Here is a 17823-nt window from a genome sequence, read left to right on the forward strand (position 1 = left end):
TACAATATTCTATAAATAATATGTTAAACCCTGCTATACGAAAAAAATAATTATAAAGCGAATTGGGTGGTGCCAGGCACCACCCGATTATTCCCTCCTACCTCTAAGGGACCATATCACGACAGGAATAAGCAGTAACGACAACAACCCACCGGCAAGAGATAGTGTAGCAAAACTCGAACCGGCCACAACCATCCCTGACATCGCTCCTCCAGATGCACCAGCTAACGCATATAGCACATCAACGGTTCCTTGGGTTTTTGCTCGCGTTTCTGGTTCTGTTGAATCAATAATCAAGGCAGTTCCACTGATTAATCCAAAGTTCCAGCCTAATCCTAGTAAACATAGCGCTAGAAGTAACACTAAAAATGAATCTCCTGGTGCGAGAGCTGCCACTATTCCTGCAAGAAGCAATGTCGCCCCTGACGCTATCGCCATAACCGTTCGTCCCACTTTATCAACAAGGATTCCAGTCACAAGTGAGGGAAGATACATCGCACCAAGATGGCATCCAATCACAATACCAATTTCATGTAAGCCATGTCCGTGATGCTCCATATGCAAAGGAGTCATCGTCATAATTGCAATCATCACCATTTGCGTGAGTATCATAATCGTCGCTCCAACGGCAATCCCTCGTTTAGTTTTAGTTAAATCTATAGATTCTAGCGATGTACTAGATGTTTTGTGTTCTATATTGTAAGCTTGAATTCTTTTAGCTAGGATGAAAGGATCCGGGCGAAGAAAAACGTAAAGAATCACACCCGCTAAGAAAAAAGCAACAGCGGCTAAAAGAAAAGGACCTGCTAGTGCTGGAATGCCAATCGATAGCGCAAACCCTCCTAATATATCGACTGAAAAAGGACCTGCCACAGCACCAAACGTTGTCGACACAAGCGCAACACTCACAGCCGTTCCTCTTTGTTTGCTGTTCGCTAAATCCGTACCAGCATACCGAGCCTGTAAATTCGAAGACATACCTGCCCCATAAATGAATAAAGAAGCTAGCAACAAAAAGATATTGTTAGTAATTGCTGCTAATACAATACCACTTGCTCCTAGGCCTCCGGCAATAAATCCAGCCACTAGCCCTGTCCTGCGTCCAAACCGTTGCGACAGTCGCCCTACCAAAAAGGCTGCCCCTGCAGACCCTACGGTAAATAAAGCAATCGGTAATCCCCCATACGCATCAGTTCCAAACATGTCTCTGGCCAGCAGAGCACCAACCGTAATTCCTGCTGCAAGACCGGCCCCACCAAAAATTTGTGAAATACTCACGATAAGTAACGTACGCTTAAATAACTGTTGTTGTTTTCCCGGAGAATCTATATATCTCTCAAACTCATCATCCACTTTACTACTCATTCCCATTACACCTCCCATTATTCCATCCGATGAGAAGGCACATCTCACTGATACATTCTCCCAAACTTATATCATAGTTTATTTGTTTTTTATCGATAAGTCCATGATACTTTGGAAATAGGTTTGACTCCTAAACAAAAAAGCGTCCTCTTAGCAGTGTGCGTAACCGTTGCGTTTTATATCGCCTGTTAAGAGTGTTTTTATCGTAGAAGGCATGCAGCGAGTGAAGCGATGGCGATATAATTAAAGGCACTGAAAAATTGTACTTTTTCAGTGCCTACCGTGTTGCAGGATTGCTTTTTTACTCTTTGTTATTATTTGGTTATATCTTTTAATGGAATGGAAATAATTATTTCATGTAAGATTAGAAACATTACTCATTCATTAGCATCGATTTGACTAAATAGTCCCGTACAAAATCCAAAGGTTTAATGGTATCGGTATTGTCCAATGTGCTTGTAAACACAATAACAGTTTGGAATCTAGGAATAATAATAATAAACTGACCATTTACTCCCATCGCAAATATCATTCTGTTGTTTATCGAAAAATCCATGTCATTAGGGTTAACTTTAGCCACCCACCAATGCGAAGCATAATAACCAATATATTCATACGTTAACAGTTGAGGTTCTGTAGAGGATCGCACCCACTCTGAAGATACAATTTGCTTTCCGTTCCACATCCCCTCCTGTAAATAGAGTTGGCCAATTTTAGCTAAACTAGATGGATGTAAACGGAGGCCATCCGACCCGTAACTGATACCTTTAGCATCTTCAAACCAGAGATAATTGCCGTCAATACCTATTGGCTTAAATAAATATTCCTCGGCAAAAGCTGATGTTTTCATCCCTGTTGCTTTTGTTAATACGGCTGAAAGCACATGAGAACATCCTGAATTATAATTCATGCTTAATCCTGGTTCTTCAATGAGTTCTCTGTCAAACACAAAATCAACTAAATCACGATGGAACATAGGTGGCATGTAGTTCCATTCCCCAAACTCTGGCCAGTCAAGTCCAACGCTCATTGTCAAGAGCTGTCTAATGGTAATATTCTTCTTTCGAAAGTCCATTTGTTTAGCAACAATATCAGGGAAGAAATGCTCCATGGTTACATCGATAGACGAGATATAACCTTTATCAAGTGTAATTCCTATTAATATAGATATAATGCTTTTGGTACATGAATTGATTCGTTGTAAATTAGTTTGAATTTTATTGTTTTTGTAGTATTGATATATAAGTGTGCCTTCTTTTAAAACCAAACAACTCTTAATTTTAGATTTTTCTATAGACCTGTTAAATTTCTCCATCAAATCTTTATCCAAATGATACTGTTCTGTTATACCTTGTAGAAACTTATCCAATATAATGCCCTCCTGTTTAGGGATTACGTAGGATGCTGGGGTAAATATACGTTTTCCCTTAAATGAATTGAACCCCGTTAATATGTCCTAGCTTTTCCATTGATAGCGCCTCCTTTAAATCTATTTAACAATAGTTGTTATTCTATATATTAACATTTATTTCCTTTGCTTTACACACAAAAAAATGAGGTCAGGACGAAAATGTAAAAAACGACCTGACCTCTATAATTATAGAACTTTAACTTGAACGTTTACTTATTCACTGCGATCCTTGCTTCCTCTTCTTGTACCATCGCTTTCACTTTCTGATGAATTCTCTCTATTTCTGTTGAAGAATTTCTCCACCAGTTTCGACTCCAGATTCTTTCAATCGTCCATCCCCGATTTTCTAGGAAGCGCTGGCGATACACGTCTCGTTCCTTTGCATTTTTTGAACTATGGTACATCGCCCCATCACACTCGACTCCAAGAATGTACCGTTGTGGGTCATTCGGGTGAATAATCGCCAGGTCTATTCGATACCCTGACATCCCGACTTGTGTATCGACTTTATAGCCTAGCTGTGTCAGTTGTTTATGCACTTGTTCTTCAAAAGGAGAATCAAATACTAGCTCTGTTTGCTGAGCTTGGGTATTTGTGTTTTCTTTCACTTCATTTATAACAGCTTTCATCTGCTCTTGGCTCATTTGCGAAACAGCTCTTACATATTTTAAATATGACCGTAACAGACGTGGCCCAATATGAGCTGTACTCGACACATTCAGTTCCTCTGGCTCCACACTTGAGATGACGATGATACCTTCCTTCGCACGTGTGACCGCAACATTTAACCGATTTTCCCCACCTTGTTGATTTAACATTCCAAAACGATTGTAGATGCGTCCTTCTTCATTCTTGGCATAGCCAATCGAAAACAAGATGAAATCTCGCTCATCCCCTTGAACATTTTCAATGTTTTTCACAAAAATTCGTTCGTCTAATTCTCTGCTCATCACTTGATTATACAGAGCTTTAAACTCCTCATCCTCTTGGACTTTTTTATCTATCATATCGAGTATCTTATCTTGTTGCTTGGCATTAAAGGTAATGACCCCAAGTGTTTTATCGGGTTGTTGGATTAGGAACTGTTTGATTTCGTCCACAACGGTTATGGCTTCGATTTCATTACTTTGATTAACCCAAAGACCATCGACTTTTTTCCATATCATCGCAGGCGGATTTTTCTGTGGATAAACATTAGGTGCAATTTGTACTTGTCCTTGATAAAAGGCATGATTTGAAAAATTGATAAGATCCTCATATTTGGAACGATAATGCCATTGCAATATCTTTTCTGGGAATCTTCTCTTCGCAAGGTTTAACAAACTTTGAGAATCATCGATATCATAGTCTCCGTCTTCGTCCTCATCCACCACTGAACTTTGAAACATATTAAATGGAGGCAGCTGCTTTTCATCACCAGCCACAATCACTTGTTTTGCTCGATAAATTGCAGGAACACTACTTTCTACCGTACACTGAGATGCTTCATCAAAGATAACCAAATCAAATAATCCTTCGTCTAGCGGAAAAATGGAAGAAACGGTTTCAGGAGAAGTCAACCAAACTGGAAGAACATCCAACAAGCCATCATGAGAAAATTCCTCTATTAATTTTCGCAGTGGCCATACTCTTCGTTTTTTTGTCACCTGATGGTTAAGTTCTTTTAATTTTCGTCCTTTCGTTTCTTTCAATTGAATTGCCGCTTCAGCTAACTCATGACTCAAGTATTTTTTGGCAACCTGTCTTTTCGTATCAATTCCCTCCGCAAACGCCTCACGAATCCGGTTGAATTCGTTCGTTGAAATCTTTTGTACTTCGGGATGTTTCTTTTCCACCTGGTCAATCCAATGCACATAAGTAGAATTTCGGACAAGCTCAACCCACGCTTTTGGTAAAGGCAAGCCTTGATTTAACGACTTCTCTGTAAGTTTGCCAATTACACTTTTTGTTAAAGAAGAGCTTCTGTCTAGATAAGCATCCATTTGCTTAAGGTCATCAATGTCTTGATGTATCCGTTACATCAAAACTCCACTTGTTATACAACTTTAACAAACGAATCGAACGATTTCGTTTACTAATATCATTCAACTTGTCACGCATATGAATTAATTTGGCCTTCATGGTTTTCCCTCTTCCTCTATAACAATCCAGACATGTATTTATTATTTATTAGTTTAGTAGGTTTTCACTTTATCTATACCTAATATTAGCAAAATTGTTAAGAGAAGAGCAAAAGAATTGTCGAAAAAAAGGTAGGGATTAAAGCGTATTCGGGTGGTGCCTGGTACCACACGAATCATTCCTCTATCTACGCTTAAAACGCTTGAAAAATAGATTCCCAAGCGTTTTGATTCAAACCAATATAATTTTGATTACTCACTATAACAAATCAATTAACGAATGGGTTCAACCACACAGAAGGAATGTTACTGGCTTGTTGTAGTTCACTCCCTGTTGAATTCTGGGCTAGCTGAACCGCTCTGCGTGCATCAATCCTTCCATACCGTACTCCAGATAGAGATCGGTCTGTCGCTCGCAGGATGATGGACCTAATCTGTCTATTCGTTAGCGTTGGATTTGTTGCCTTTATTAACCCTGCAAGTCCACTTATAAAAGGTGTTGCTTGTGACGTTCCTGATGCAACCCTATAGCCTGTTTCTGATTTTGTCTCAGGATAAGTTGAAAGTATTTCTTCGCCAGGCGCCGCTACGTCGACCCAGGTTCCATGGTTGGAAAATGACGCTAGCTGATTGCTTCGATCTAAAGCAGCAACAGCAATTACTTGTTGATATGCGGCAGGATAATTCTCATTCGTAGTAGAATTATTTCCTGCTGCACCCACTACCAGAGCTCCGTGTTGATAGGCATAATTTACGGCATTTCTCAGTGTTTCATTCCCTATTGGAGAGCCAATACTTAGATTAATGACGTGTGCTCCTTGATTTGCTGCATATATGATACCCTGAGCAATGTTGCTAGTCGACCCACTTCCAGAGTCTTCCATCACTTTAATATTCATAATTCCAGCGGAGTTGTAACTCATCCCAGCAATTCCATTTCTATTGTTGGTTACAGCTGCTGCGATGCCAGCCACATGTGTTCCATGACCATTTCCATCATCAGCTGTTGATGAGTCTGAAAAGTTGGCATCATGGATGACCTTACCCCTCAAATCCGGATGCATCCGATTTACACCGGTATCAAGTATAGCAATCCTTGCTGACATTGGCGAAACACGGGCCAGCTCCCATGCTCCTTGTGCGTTAACATTTGCAAGCCCCCATTGTCTTTCATATAAGGGGTCGTTTGTGACCGTCTCAACGTTAATTAATAATAATGAGGAATCTTCCGTATTTGGTATGGGGTCCACATGTATAATATGGTCTTCTTCCACAAACATAACGTCAGGTGAAGAGGCATATTTTGAAAGACATGTTGACCACTCACTAGGAGAAACTGTTACAACATGTATCCCTATTTCTTTAATTTCTTTCAAAAGTTTTCCCTTTATTTCCTTGTGTATCTTCAAACACCTTGATCTTTTTGTCCTAGGTTTAAAACAAACGATGAGTTGTTTCATAGTAGAGCACCACCTCCAGAATTACAAACTATAATATTCAAGTTAGACAAGGAAGGAAGCGGTAGCTGTACCAATTCTTTTAAATTTATGAAGAACTAATTAAATACTTTATAGATATCTAATATCTACAATTGAGAAAAATAATAATTTCTTACTCTGCCTTCTGCGTAACGAGCATGTATAGAGATTCTGTTGGAAAGAATTTCTCCGTTACTTTAAATCCTGCTTTGTTCATTTCAAGTTCCATACCTTCCAAGGTAATTCTAGGTACTTTCCCGGGACTTATCTTTGGTTCAAGTTCAAGGCAAATGAGATAACCTTCTTTTTTCAGTACCTGTTTCATTTGCTGTAATAGCGGCGCGAGAGGCTGAATTTCATGCAGGACCAAAGAAGCAATAATGATATCGATAGAATCTTCTGCAAAAGGAAGTGCCTCCATACTACCATGCACTGGGACGATATTTGTCACTTGTTCCTCCAAAGCTTTCTCATTTATTATTTCAATCATGGCACCGTCGATATCTAGTGCGTAGACGTTGCCCTTAATCCTTTTTGCCGCAGGAATGGAAAAATAACCAGTTCCGGCGCCAAAGTCCAATAGGTTGTCAGTTTCTTTTAAAGGAATCATGTTCAATAGTTGTTCTGGAGAGAATTCATTTCTTCGTTCGGGACTTTCCAAGTACGATACTTTTCCTTTACTATGCTTTGCGTGCGAGTGGTGCATCATTTAAACCCTCCTTTTTGTAACGGCTATTTTTCCTGACTAAATTTTTCTTCTATCAGTGCTGCATTCACAGACATGGCAGCCATACTACCTTCCCCTGCCGCAATAATTAACTGGGAAAGACCGATAATTCGCGTATCACCGCAAGCATACACCCCTTCTGTGTTCGTGCGTTGCCAGCTGTCAGTTGTGATCCCCCCCAGCTCATTTAATGTATAGCCAAGAGAATCAAAAGAAGCTGCCTGTTTCCATTCCGCAGTGACAAACCCTCCCTCACGTAGCACTGAAGTTCCATCTTCAAGCTGGATTTTCTCCAGCATCCCCTCTTTGCCAATGAGTGAGGAAATCTTCTTTTCGTTAATTCTGATGTCATTGTTTTTGAATAATTCTTGTTCTTCGAGCGAAAAGATTTTATTGCCGTTAGTAAAAATTATTAAATCATTGGTCCAGTTGGACGCCACTTTCGCCATATGAAACGCCTTATAATCTTCAGCGATCACTGCCAGCGGCCGATCTCTTAATTCCCAACCATCACAGAAAGGACAGCTAAACAGGCTCTTGCCATAGAACTCTTTCACGCGTGGAATATCTGGAAGGACTTCCTTAAATCCGGTGGCCAGTATAATCTTTTTCGCGCTGTAAACTTCCCCATTTTCTGTCTCTACTTGAAACAAGTTTTTTTCTTTATCTATACGATGCACCCGTTGCTTTTCAATGCTCACGTCCGGGTACCTACTCAATTCTTCATGGGCAATCCTTCTGAACTCTTGCGGATGTATACCATCCCTTGTGATAAACCCGTGGGACTCAGAAGTCACCGCATTTCTCGGTTTGTTGTCATCAAACAGGACCGTGTTGCGTCTTGATCTTCCAAGTACTAAAGCAGCATTTAATCCAGCCGGTCCTCCGCCAATCACTGCACAGTCTAAAATCATCTTGTTCACCCCCTCACTAATTTAAATTTACTTATTTCTGTTTTGATTTTGCCTCTTCAGCAATATGAATCAGAAGCTTTGATGCCAGTTCTTTTTTCATATTTTCCTCTGCCTGTCTCATGACGTTCTCAATTAAACAGCCATGATGATGAATGGAGCAGTCAAATATGCTAGTCTCTCCTTCAATCGCATGAATAACATCCAAAAAGGATATTTCATGTTTTGTTCTGGAGATTTTATAGCCTCCCTTCGCTCCAGGTGTCGATTCAATCAAACCCGCTTTCGTAAGTTTGGTTAAAACCTTAGAAAGATACGTTGGGGAAAGATGCTGCATTTCGGCTAATTCCTGCACTCCCACTGAGCTCCCCCCAGGCTGTAGCATTAAATGGACCATCGTATGCAGAGCGTAGTTTGTCGCGTTTGAATACTTCATACATAACCTCCTTACAGTTAAAAGACATTAAAGACTCTTAATATCTATAATACGTTTGACTTTAACACTTGAAATAAAGAAAGTCAACTAGAGAAGTGGAAAACAGTCTGTTATTCTTCGGTACACCTTTTGACATTTGGTAGAAAACACCATGTAGAGATGCTTTACCTTTGCCCTTTCTTCAGACAGAGTTACCTCCATAATCTATTAAATCCCGTTGTGAATGGTTATTTCCGCAACGGGATTTGTAGCGAATGAATCCATTGTTAATGTTTAGCTAGTTTTGTACTAGTCCCTAATCAAATAATGATATAACTTACTATCAATCGGTTGCTCCATCATCAGGTTCATTGTGACAACCGGGATTTCTTTGCCTTTATCATTTTTCATCGTCGATTGTTCCACACTTTGTTTATCAGGTGTAGCCATTCCTAAATAGTAGAAGTCTGTTCCTTCATCATCATCTTTTTTCACAAAGATATGAAGGTCTATCTCATTTTCAACGGCATTGATAATCGTTCGGACCTCTTCTGATTGTAGTGTCCGGTTGCTACGGGTAAACCATCTTACAACTTCTGGACTCAAGAATTCATCGCCATAGTTGACACTCGATTCGACCTCGTCCTTTTTATGATACGTAATATAAATCGGACATGTGCCATGCTTGGTTTTATAACCAAACATCGTTGCTGTTTCATCGTTTGCCCAGTTTAACAGCTTACAAGTGTCCTTACGAGAATACTTTTGGTAAAGAGTAAGAGGGATCTCCTCATCGTAAAGATTACTTTTGGTTTCAGCTGTCTGCACCACATCTGCAACAAGAAACCTAAAATAATCGTTTTCATTTAAACTTTTACAAATTGCTTCATTAAATGAAAATATTCTCTCTTCGCTTAACGTAACTACAGGCATATCCCCATACTTCTTTTTGCTCGTTTGATTGAAGAAGGACAGGTTTAACACACGGAGAACCGATTGTATTGTAGCCTGGTCTGTTCGACAATGAGACTGTTCCAGCTTGTCCATAAACGTTTGATATTCCACCTGACCGATTTTTAGCAACAGCTGTAATAAGATGATTTCATGCTTCCGTTTCCCGGTTACCATTTCTGAAGAAAGCATCGTAAGAACACTATTTTCATAATAAGTAAGAGCTGGAACCTCTTCTTTTATCTTTTGTAGAAATTGATAGTAGTTTGGATACTCACTCATAATGACAACGGGGTCAATCGAATGATTGGACAAAAAGTCCTGTAGGTGTGGCACTCTACCCATTCTATTTTTCAATTCTGTATACGCGTCTCGTAAAATCTTAAGTGCTGTTAATTTTGTGTTGTTTATCGCCTTGAAGATTTGTTTTTTTGCAATCTCCTCAAAGTTGATCGTAGAAACGCCTTTTAGATAGCTTGTATCTTTTGTGTTTCGTCTAATGTTGTCTTTGTTTTGTGATTTATCACCTGATAACGCAATTGGGATTAAGTAATTATTTTTATAATTTCCGATAAAATCAATAATTGTAACAAACTCTTTTGAATCATGCTTTCTAAGCCCTCTTCCTAGCTGTTGAATGAAGATAATGCTAGATTGAGTTTGCCTTAGCATGACGACTTGATTGATACAAGGAATATCAATCCCTTCATTAAAAATGTCTACAGTAATAATGTAATCCAATTCTCCGCCTTCAAGTCGTTTTATTTGAGCTTCCCTTTCTTGCGGAGAGGCATCTCCAGTCAGAGCAACTGTGCGGAATGCTTTTTCATTTAAAATGCCTGAAAGTTGATGCGCTTCTTCTTTTCGACTACAAAAAATTAAGCCTTTGACACACTTTCCAGAAAAGCCGTAATAATTGATTTTCTCAATGATGTGATTTACTCGCTCATCTGTTACAAGGTTTTCGATAACCGTTGTATCATCAATAACCTTACCATCTATTTCAAGGTCCGTTACCCCGAAGTAATGAAACGGACAAAGCATATCTTCTTCAAGCGCTTCCTGTAACCTGATTTCATAGGCGATATTATAATCAAACAGCTCATATATATTAAAATCATCCGTACGTTCTGGAGTCGCTGTCATTCCCATAAGAAACGTTGGTTTAAAATAATCGATAACGGTTTGATACGATTTTGCACCGGCTTTATGAACCTCATCAATTAAAATATAATCAAATGCCTCTCTATCAAACCAATGAAGGGTTTCTGCTTTTGATATCGTTTGAATCGTCGCAAAAAGATATTTGGCGTTTGATTGCTTACTTGTCCCTGATAAAATCCCAAAGTCCTCTTCTATTCCACCAAGAATGTTCATAAAATCCGACTTTGCTTTATTTAAAATTTGTTCACGGTGAACGACAAAGAGCATTCGTTTTGGCGCAAATCTTCTTGTATCAAAAGCTGATAAATACGTTTTCCCTGTACCTGTCGCGGATATGATTAAGCCTTTGTCATGACCCGCTTCCCGAACTGCTTGAATTTGTTCAAGCGCTGCCTGCTGCATTTTATTAGGCTCAATTTTAAGTGCTTCCTCAATCGAATTGATTGGATATTTAGCTGGAAGCTCAATGACCTGTTCTCCCATTTTGCTATAATCAACCGGCTTATACGTTAACTCGTATTGAGTAACCCACTCGTCGGATAAAGGCTGAGATTGCTCCCACACTTCGTCGAATTGATTTTTAAAATGATGGACAATGTCCCCATTCTCATGAGAGGTAAGCTTAACATTCCATTCATAATTCACCTTCAGTGCATGTGCCGTTAAATTTGAGCTGCCGACAATAAGAGAATAGTAGGTATCGTGCTCAAAAATGTAGCCTTTCGAGTGAAAACCTTGTAAATTAGTTAGTCTAACTTCGACATTGGTAATCTTAAGAAGTTCTCGAAACACTTTGGGCTGATTAAAATTGAGAAAGGTAGATGTCACAATTTTTCCTGTGATTCCTTTTTGCATAAGGTCTAGCAAATGAGACTTTAATGTTGCCAGTCCACTTTCCGTAATAAAGGCCACCGAAAAAATAAACGATTTACTTTGCTCTAGTTCTTCTAGTAAAGAGGAAAGAACATTTTGATTGGTTTTCGGATTGTTTACTAACAATGTCGGCTTATAATTACCGGCCTTACCAATTTCCCGATTTATAAATCCTTTATATAATGATGATTCTAAGCTTTGAATAAAAGTACCCATATAATCACCAACCATTTCCAATTCAATACGTTTATTCTACTACTGCTTGAATATCAGTTCAATAGATGATAAGAAAAAAGCCACCCGAAATATCGAGTAGCTTGGACAGCATTAGTTTCCTAATGGAAGCCTAGAAAGCTTTTCAATCGCTGGGATATCAGCCGGTGCCCACTCCAACGAGTGAAGTTCATCTGGAGCTAACCATTTTATCGCTACATGCTCAGTAAGAACAGGCTCTCCCTTGAGCATTTGACAATAATATGTCGTCAAGTGAACAATGCCAAAGTCATATTCATGAACGGTATGTTCGACCTTCTCCCCAATTTCAACTTCACAATGCATCTCTTCATGAATTTCCCGACGAAGTGCCTCCTGAGGGGTTTCATTTTCTTCAATTTTCCCACCCGGAAACTCCCACAGTAAAGGCAATACCTTACCTAGGCCTCTTTGCGCACATAAGATTTTTTCATTCTTTATAATCACGGCACCCACAACGTGGATATTTCTTTTCATGGTTCCTCCTCCACTTACCTAAAAGTTCGCTCTAATTCATTATAGTAAATACTCGTTTATAATTATAATTTACCATTGAATAATTATCCACATTTGCTTGATTATAACGTTCCACTTAAGCATGTTTGTACGTTAATTTATTCTTACCTGTTCTTTTTGCTTCATGAACAAGGTTATCTACTTGTCGAAACACTTCTTCTGTAGAGTAATCTGATCTTTCCGACACACCGATACTAATCGTTGTAATCAAGCCCTCATAATCCCACTCTATTTCTTCGACTTTTTTTCGTATTCTCTCAACGATGATTATAGCATCCTCAATCTCTGTATTTTTCAATAGAAGTAAAAACTCTTCCCCACCGTATCGACCAATGACATCTCCCTCGCGTATTGAATCTTTAATTGTTTGGACCACTTTTTTCAATACTTCATCTCCAACTAAGTATCCTAACTTATCATTAATTAATTTGAAATTATCAATGTCAATGAGGGCTATTACAGTTCCTTCCTCTGATGAATCTAACAACTCGAATATATGCTTGCGGTTATATACCCCTGTTAAGTTATCGGTAATCGATTGAATAAATAATTTATCTTTGAGATTAGTGACTTTTCTATGCTCTCTCCGCTTTACAACAAACGCTCTTATTAAGACAAAAAATCCAATAACAGAAAACAAAAGTATAATACGTTGTTGAATTAACGCTTTATTTTGTGCTTCTTTCAACTCCGTTAACGTAATAATTTGATTATTCAAATCTCTTTCTAGAAATTCACGTAATTTTGCAGTTACATCATCCATGTTCTTTAAGTGGTCTTGACTTAGGTCTACAACGGCCACCTCACTATACATATCAGCGGACTCCTTATAATCCTCATTTTGATAATATGCATTTGCTAAATGAAGCAGTAACCAATTTCTAATATCATTTGCATTGTCAACATGGTTTATTTTGTCAAATAATAATTTACTCTCTTCAAGGGTACGAATAGCCTCTTCTTTTAAATCAAACTGTTGTTGAATTTGACCTTTTATAACGTATAAATTATAGACAATACTCGCATGGTTATACCGTTTTTTTGCTTCTTCTATTAGCAAATCCATCTCCTGTAAGATGCTATTCATGTCCCCTCGGAAAAGAAAACTTTTCGTAAGAAGAATATGTGCTCTGTTTAAGGTTTGCATATTAGCCGCTTCAACATCGTTACTTTGTTCAAACCATTTGTCTGCCTCTTCATAGGAACTTAACGCCTTCTCTAAATCTAAATAAAAAAACGAGAAATGCCCAACTAACATATGATGGACCGCACCATACACTGGACTATCATATTCGTAAGCTAGTGTTGCTATTATCTCAACGTACTCTAATGCTTTTTCGCCATTAGCTGTTATACCCATTACTGTCGCAAGTACTTTATAAGAAAACATTTCTGTCTCATGGTCATTGTATTCTTCAGCTATTTCAAGTAAACGTGAACCATATTCCAACAATCGTCCCGTATCCATATAAAAATCACTTATAACAACTAATTGCTTTAATGATGCGATTTCAATCTCAATTAATTTTTCAGCCCTACTATATGCAACAGCTTCTAGTAGGTTATTTTCAGCCTTTTGAAAGTTATTTTCGACAATGTCGTTTATCCCACTTACATAATAGTACAAACTAGGATTGTCTTGCTTCATCACTTCTTTGTCTTGATGAAATCTCTCTAATACATCCTTATACTCTGTGTCTTTATAAATACGTCCTTCTATATCTTTGATGTCCCATTTAAAATCTGCTGATACAATAATAGGACTAGTACTTAACAACAATACTGTTAATATAAAAACTTTAAGTAGAAGGTATGGGTGTGTGAGTTTTCTAGTTATGTTATTCTTCATGATAGTATCCTCCTATGTGTTTCCATTAATACCACTCTAAGCAGACTAACCAAATCCCGATGTAAATAATCAAATTTTTTCCTTTGACAACCTTACTACTTTAGTTTTCACTTTAGTTTAAAGCTTTCCTTCTCAACTAAAGTATAGGTCTATTATACTATGAATATAGACTTATATCAAAGAATGTCATTCCACTTCTAAATGAAAAATTACTATATTAACAAGCGTAAATGACATACTAAACACTTCAAAAATTACTGATTTTAATCATAACATAAATTTCATTTACGCTTCTTTTTATTTATGAAATTTTTATAGCCAATATAAAAATACAACATTGTTAATTAAGAACAATACATCACCATCGAGGACATGCAACCTTTTGCATAAATGGAAAATCGAGCAGTATAACAATTTAAGGAGGTATGGACGGAAAACCAATTCCAATTGAGTAATTAAAAAAGAGCAAGATTGGTACTCTTGCTCGGAAGTTTATTCATCATTACAATCTAGTGTTTGTGAGGATCTTTTTTTCTGTGTTTGATCCTAGTTATATTTTATCTCGGGTATCGCTCTAACAATTCATGTTTTACATCCATTAATGCCTCAAGTGCTTCTTCTGAACTTACAAAAAATTCGTTCCCTTTAACATCTTTATATGGCACATATCGATTTTCTTCAGGCACATTAATAATGGTATGACTTTTATCCTCGTAATTAAAAATAGGTGAAACAATTAATTCAGGTACTACAAATAATCTATCTTTTTTCTGAACCAAGTCAATTTCTTCTTCTAAAAATATCAAATATTCCTCACCAGGTTGCATCACATTTATAAAGCTTACGTTCGCCGTCATATCGTCAAAGAAAAATAACCATCTGTGTGATGTAATTCCAATTCGCTCTCCTATATCTAAGCCTTCGCCTCGGTAAACTTCTAAAATTTCTACAAACTGTGTGTTATTTCTAAACGTAAATTCCTTTTCCCCATCTGATTTAGCACGAATAATGAAATTACTTTCTGGTAGGTCTTCCCTCATCGCTTCAATTAGACTAGGTGATATGTCAAAATCCCATAGTGCTACCGAGAAATTCTCCATCCCATTTGAGTCGGCTGTAACGTTTGTATAAGTTTGTCGGAAGAAAACTCCAACCACAACTGCTATTACAAGCGCTATCGTCATGATTGTAAATAATGTTTTATTCAGCATGCTTTAGCACCTCATTGTTTACCAATCGACCCTTATCAAGATAAAACACATCATCAGCAAGTAATTCTATGTCTTCTTTGTTATGACTAGCTAGCAAAATCATGGCCCCTCGTTGCTTTTCTTCTTTAATAACTTGGCGGATTTGACTTACTCCAACTTCATCTAATGAATTAGTAGGTTCATCTAACATAATAACTTCAGGTTTTTCCATGATAGCCTGTGCTAATACAATTCTTTGTTTCATCCCTAACGAATATTTTTTATAGATGCGTTTATCATTAGGATCTAGGCCTACCCTTCTAATCGCATCTTTAATCTCTTCATCTCCTATGATTTTGTTTAACTTTGCTAACAATTGAAGGTTTTTCAACCCTGTAAATTCTGGATATAGACCAGCGTTCTCAAGCGTTATGCCTAACCTCGGCAAAACCGGGAAGTCTTTATGTAGCCGTTTATCTTGATAAATAATTTCACCAGAATCTATTTTCATAAGGCCGGATAAAGCTCTGAATAACATGGTTTTACCTGACCCATTTCTACCTACAAAACCATATACCACTCCCGGTTTTAGCGTCAACTCTATATTTGATAAAATGAGGTTATGATTAATCGATTTATTTACACCCTTTACCACTAACATAACTAAATCCCTCCCCTTTCCTTATTAAATGTAATCCATTGTTGATTTTTCACCACATAACACCCAAACATTACTACAACTACACATATAAACAATAAAACGAATACAGAGTTATTTAAGTCAAAATGAATGGTTAAATGATTTATCTTGTCATTTACAACTTCTATCGTACTGCTGTGCCAAGCTAATATTAGATGTGAAATGGGGTTTATTTGTAACAAGGAAGTATTTCTCTCTAACAAGTCTGTATTGACTAATGGCAACACATTTTCCCACAAAATCAACAATGCAACACTAGCCAACTGAAGACCAACGATAACCATAAAACCTAAACTACTATCAACCTTAATAGCAATTACATTCATAAGAAGCGCCGTTAAAAAAAGCCAAAACGAATAAATGAATACAAAATAGACTAACAGAATAATTGATCCCATATCAAATACAACGTCATTCGTTATACTTGTTACCATAGTTCCTGAACTAACCATTATCAATGGATAAATAAAAGCTAAAAGATATAGTTTAGAACATTCCTTCATAAACCACTTTATTCGATTATGGCAACGTGAAAAATAATAAATGCTGGCTGTACAAAAGTGTTTATATATATACGTTCCGAATAAGATTTGGAATAACAATAATGGCAGTAGCCTAATTGATACCTCAATTAAATATACGAGTATGATATCTACATTTGAAAAACTAAACTCTATGATAATATCAGACAGCACTATTTCCTCACGTAATCCGAGAAAGAATATCGCTTGGAATGCCCCCCAAACAATGGCTACACCTATACAAGTCATCAGTGCTTTACCCATTCTATAAGGCATCCTTTTTGATTTGATAGACTATAATGGAGGTTGCAAGAACCAATAACATGATGGAAAGTGAAAGATAAACAAGCAGACTTTCCGATGCACGAGAAATTGGATGGTAAAATCCTAGATAAAAAAAGTAATTCGTTTCAACCGAAATCGCGGGTATCAGTTGTTTCAACATTCCCAACAGATAAAGCAACACATATACCGGTAAAAATAGTAACGCCTTGAATTTAATAGGAAAGGTTGAAACAGCCACAGTAAAAATGGCTAAAATACCTGATAACACACCAAATACTAAAGTAAAAAAAGTAGCATATAAATAGGGAGATAAAGTATATAAGTCAGAAAGTAAATACATACTCATTATTTCAATATATGAATTGTCATAAATACTAAAATTCGATGGGTCTCCAACTGCGTTAACTGGAAAAGCAATTATATTAAGTAAAATTTCTATTAAGAATGGTACGGTGAAAACAAAAAACGTAACCAAAAAGACAACAATTATCTTTCCTAAGTAATAGTTACGGGCGTTAACTCTAGCTTGTATAAAAATAAATTGATTTAAAGTTTTATCATTATATAAAGCAAATCCTGCAGGGATTACGACTAGTAAAGGATAATATTGCATTAAATAAAAACTATACTCACTGTAATTTGAAAGTGTGAGTAGTTTCATCGGATGATACATATCTACAATATCTGTTCCACTGTACGTAAGCACATTTTGAAAATAGTTAGCAAGCATTATACCAAAGAGTAGAAAGAAGATTACGGTAGCTACTTTTCTCTCTAGAATCAACGTAAGCTGCATATTTATTGAGCGCAATAACATTGGACGGCACTACCTTTCTATGAAAAACATCAAAAATATGAACAAGTACTTTTTTCTTGTATTCTAGTAATAATATCCTCAACATAGAATAAGAAAATTTACAAAATAGCTCCTCTTCTGTTTAATATTGTTACTCGTACCCTATGAGCGAATTATATTCTACAAAATATTAAAAATCAAACATTTTTTGTCAATATTTATCATATTTTTACATCATAAGTTTTTTTTCCTTTATTTCACGTTTTTTTCTCTTCCATCTATTTTCATAATAAGAAAAA

The 17823-nt window shown here is 37.1% G+C and carries 15 protein-coding genes; all 15 read right to left on the bottom strand.

Annotated elements, in window-relative coordinates:
* Positions 1-87: 87 nt before the first annotated feature.
* Positions 88-1365, bottom strand: coding sequence for an MFS transporter (locus BK585_RS12460; RefSeq protein WP_078556794.1), 1278 nt, complete (start codon positions 1363-1365; stop codon positions 88-90).
* A gap of 373 nt (positions 1366-1738) precedes the next feature.
* On the bottom strand, positions 1739-2734 hold the full coding sequence (locus BK585_RS12465; RefSeq protein ID WP_245805827.1) for a serine hydrolase domain-containing protein: 996 nt from the start codon (positions 2732-2734) through the stop codon (positions 1739-1741).
* Positions 2735-2985: 251 nt separating this feature from the next.
* Entirely contained in the window at positions 2986-4758 is a 1773-nt protein-coding gene (locus tag BK585_RS12470) for an AAA domain-containing protein (RefSeq protein ID WP_078553736.1), read from the bottom strand.
* A 13-nt stretch (positions 4759-4771) separates the two neighbouring features.
* Complete coding sequence (locus tag BK585_RS24615; protein ID WP_281248905.1) at positions 4772-4897, bottom strand: hypothetical protein; 126 nt, start codon at positions 4895-4897, stop codon at positions 4772-4774.
* Positions 4898-5165: 268 nt separating this feature from the next.
* Positions 5166-6356, bottom strand: a complete 1191-nt coding sequence (locus tag BK585_RS12475) for a S8 family peptidase (protein ID WP_078553737.1) — start codon at positions 6354-6356, stop codon at positions 5166-5168.
* A 151-nt stretch (positions 6357-6507) separates the two neighbouring features.
* Positions 6508-7083, bottom strand: a complete 576-nt coding sequence (locus BK585_RS12480) for a class I SAM-dependent methyltransferase (RefSeq protein WP_078553738.1) — start codon at positions 7081-7083, stop codon at positions 6508-6510.
* Positions 7084-7106: 23 nt separating this feature from the next.
* Positions 7107-8015 (bottom strand): NAD(P)/FAD-dependent oxidoreductase, encoded by a 909-nt coding sequence (locus BK585_RS12485; RefSeq protein WP_078553739.1) that lies wholly within the window; start codon positions 8013-8015, stop codon positions 7107-7109.
* Positions 8016-8046: 31 nt separating this feature from the next.
* A complete protein-coding gene (locus BK585_RS12490) occupies positions 8047-8448 on the bottom strand; it encodes an Rrf2 family transcriptional regulator (protein WP_078553740.1) in 402 nt (133 codons plus the stop codon).
* Positions 8449-8736: 288 nt separating this feature from the next.
* Positions 8737-11631 carry a DEAD/DEAH box helicase gene (locus BK585_RS12495; protein WP_078553741.1) on the bottom strand — a complete coding sequence of 965 codons (2895 nt, stop codon included), beginning with the start codon at positions 11629-11631 and terminating at the stop codon, positions 8737-8739.
* Between the two features lie 111 nt (positions 11632-11742).
* Positions 11743-12144: a (deoxy)nucleoside triphosphate pyrophosphohydrolase gene (locus tag BK585_RS12500; RefSeq protein ID WP_078553742.1), complete on the bottom strand. Its 402-nt coding sequence runs from the start codon at positions 12142-12144 to the stop codon at positions 11743-11745.
* A 115-nt stretch (positions 12145-12259) separates the two neighbouring features.
* Positions 12260-14032, bottom strand: coding sequence for a GGDEF domain-containing protein (locus tag BK585_RS12505; RefSeq protein ID WP_078553743.1), 1773 nt, complete (start codon positions 14030-14032; stop codon positions 12260-12262).
* 557 nt (positions 14033-14589) lie between these two features.
* Complete coding sequence (locus tag BK585_RS12510) at positions 14590-15243, bottom strand: hypothetical protein (RefSeq protein WP_078553744.1); 654 nt, start codon at positions 15241-15243, stop codon at positions 14590-14592.
* Complete coding sequence (locus BK585_RS12515; protein WP_078553745.1) at positions 15233-15883, bottom strand: ABC transporter ATP-binding protein; 651 nt, start codon at positions 15881-15883, stop codon at positions 15233-15235. The genes BK585_RS12510 and BK585_RS12515 overlap by 11 nt, the downstream gene beginning before the upstream one ends.
* A gap of 2 nt (positions 15884-15885) precedes the next feature.
* Entirely contained in the window at positions 15886-16707 is an 822-nt protein-coding gene (locus tag BK585_RS12520) for a hypothetical protein (RefSeq protein ID WP_078553746.1), read from the bottom strand.
* Position 16708: 1 nt separating this feature from the next.
* A complete protein-coding gene (locus BK585_RS12525; RefSeq protein WP_078553747.1) occupies positions 16709-17545 on the bottom strand; it encodes a hypothetical protein in 837 nt (278 codons plus the stop codon).
* Positions 17546-17823 lie beyond the last annotated feature (278 nt).

It is taken from the genome of Bacillus alkalicellulosilyticus (assembly GCF_002019795.1).
Lineage (GTDB): Bacteria > Bacillota > Bacilli > Bacillales > Bacillaceae_F > Bacillus_AO > Bacillus_AO alkalicellulosilyticum.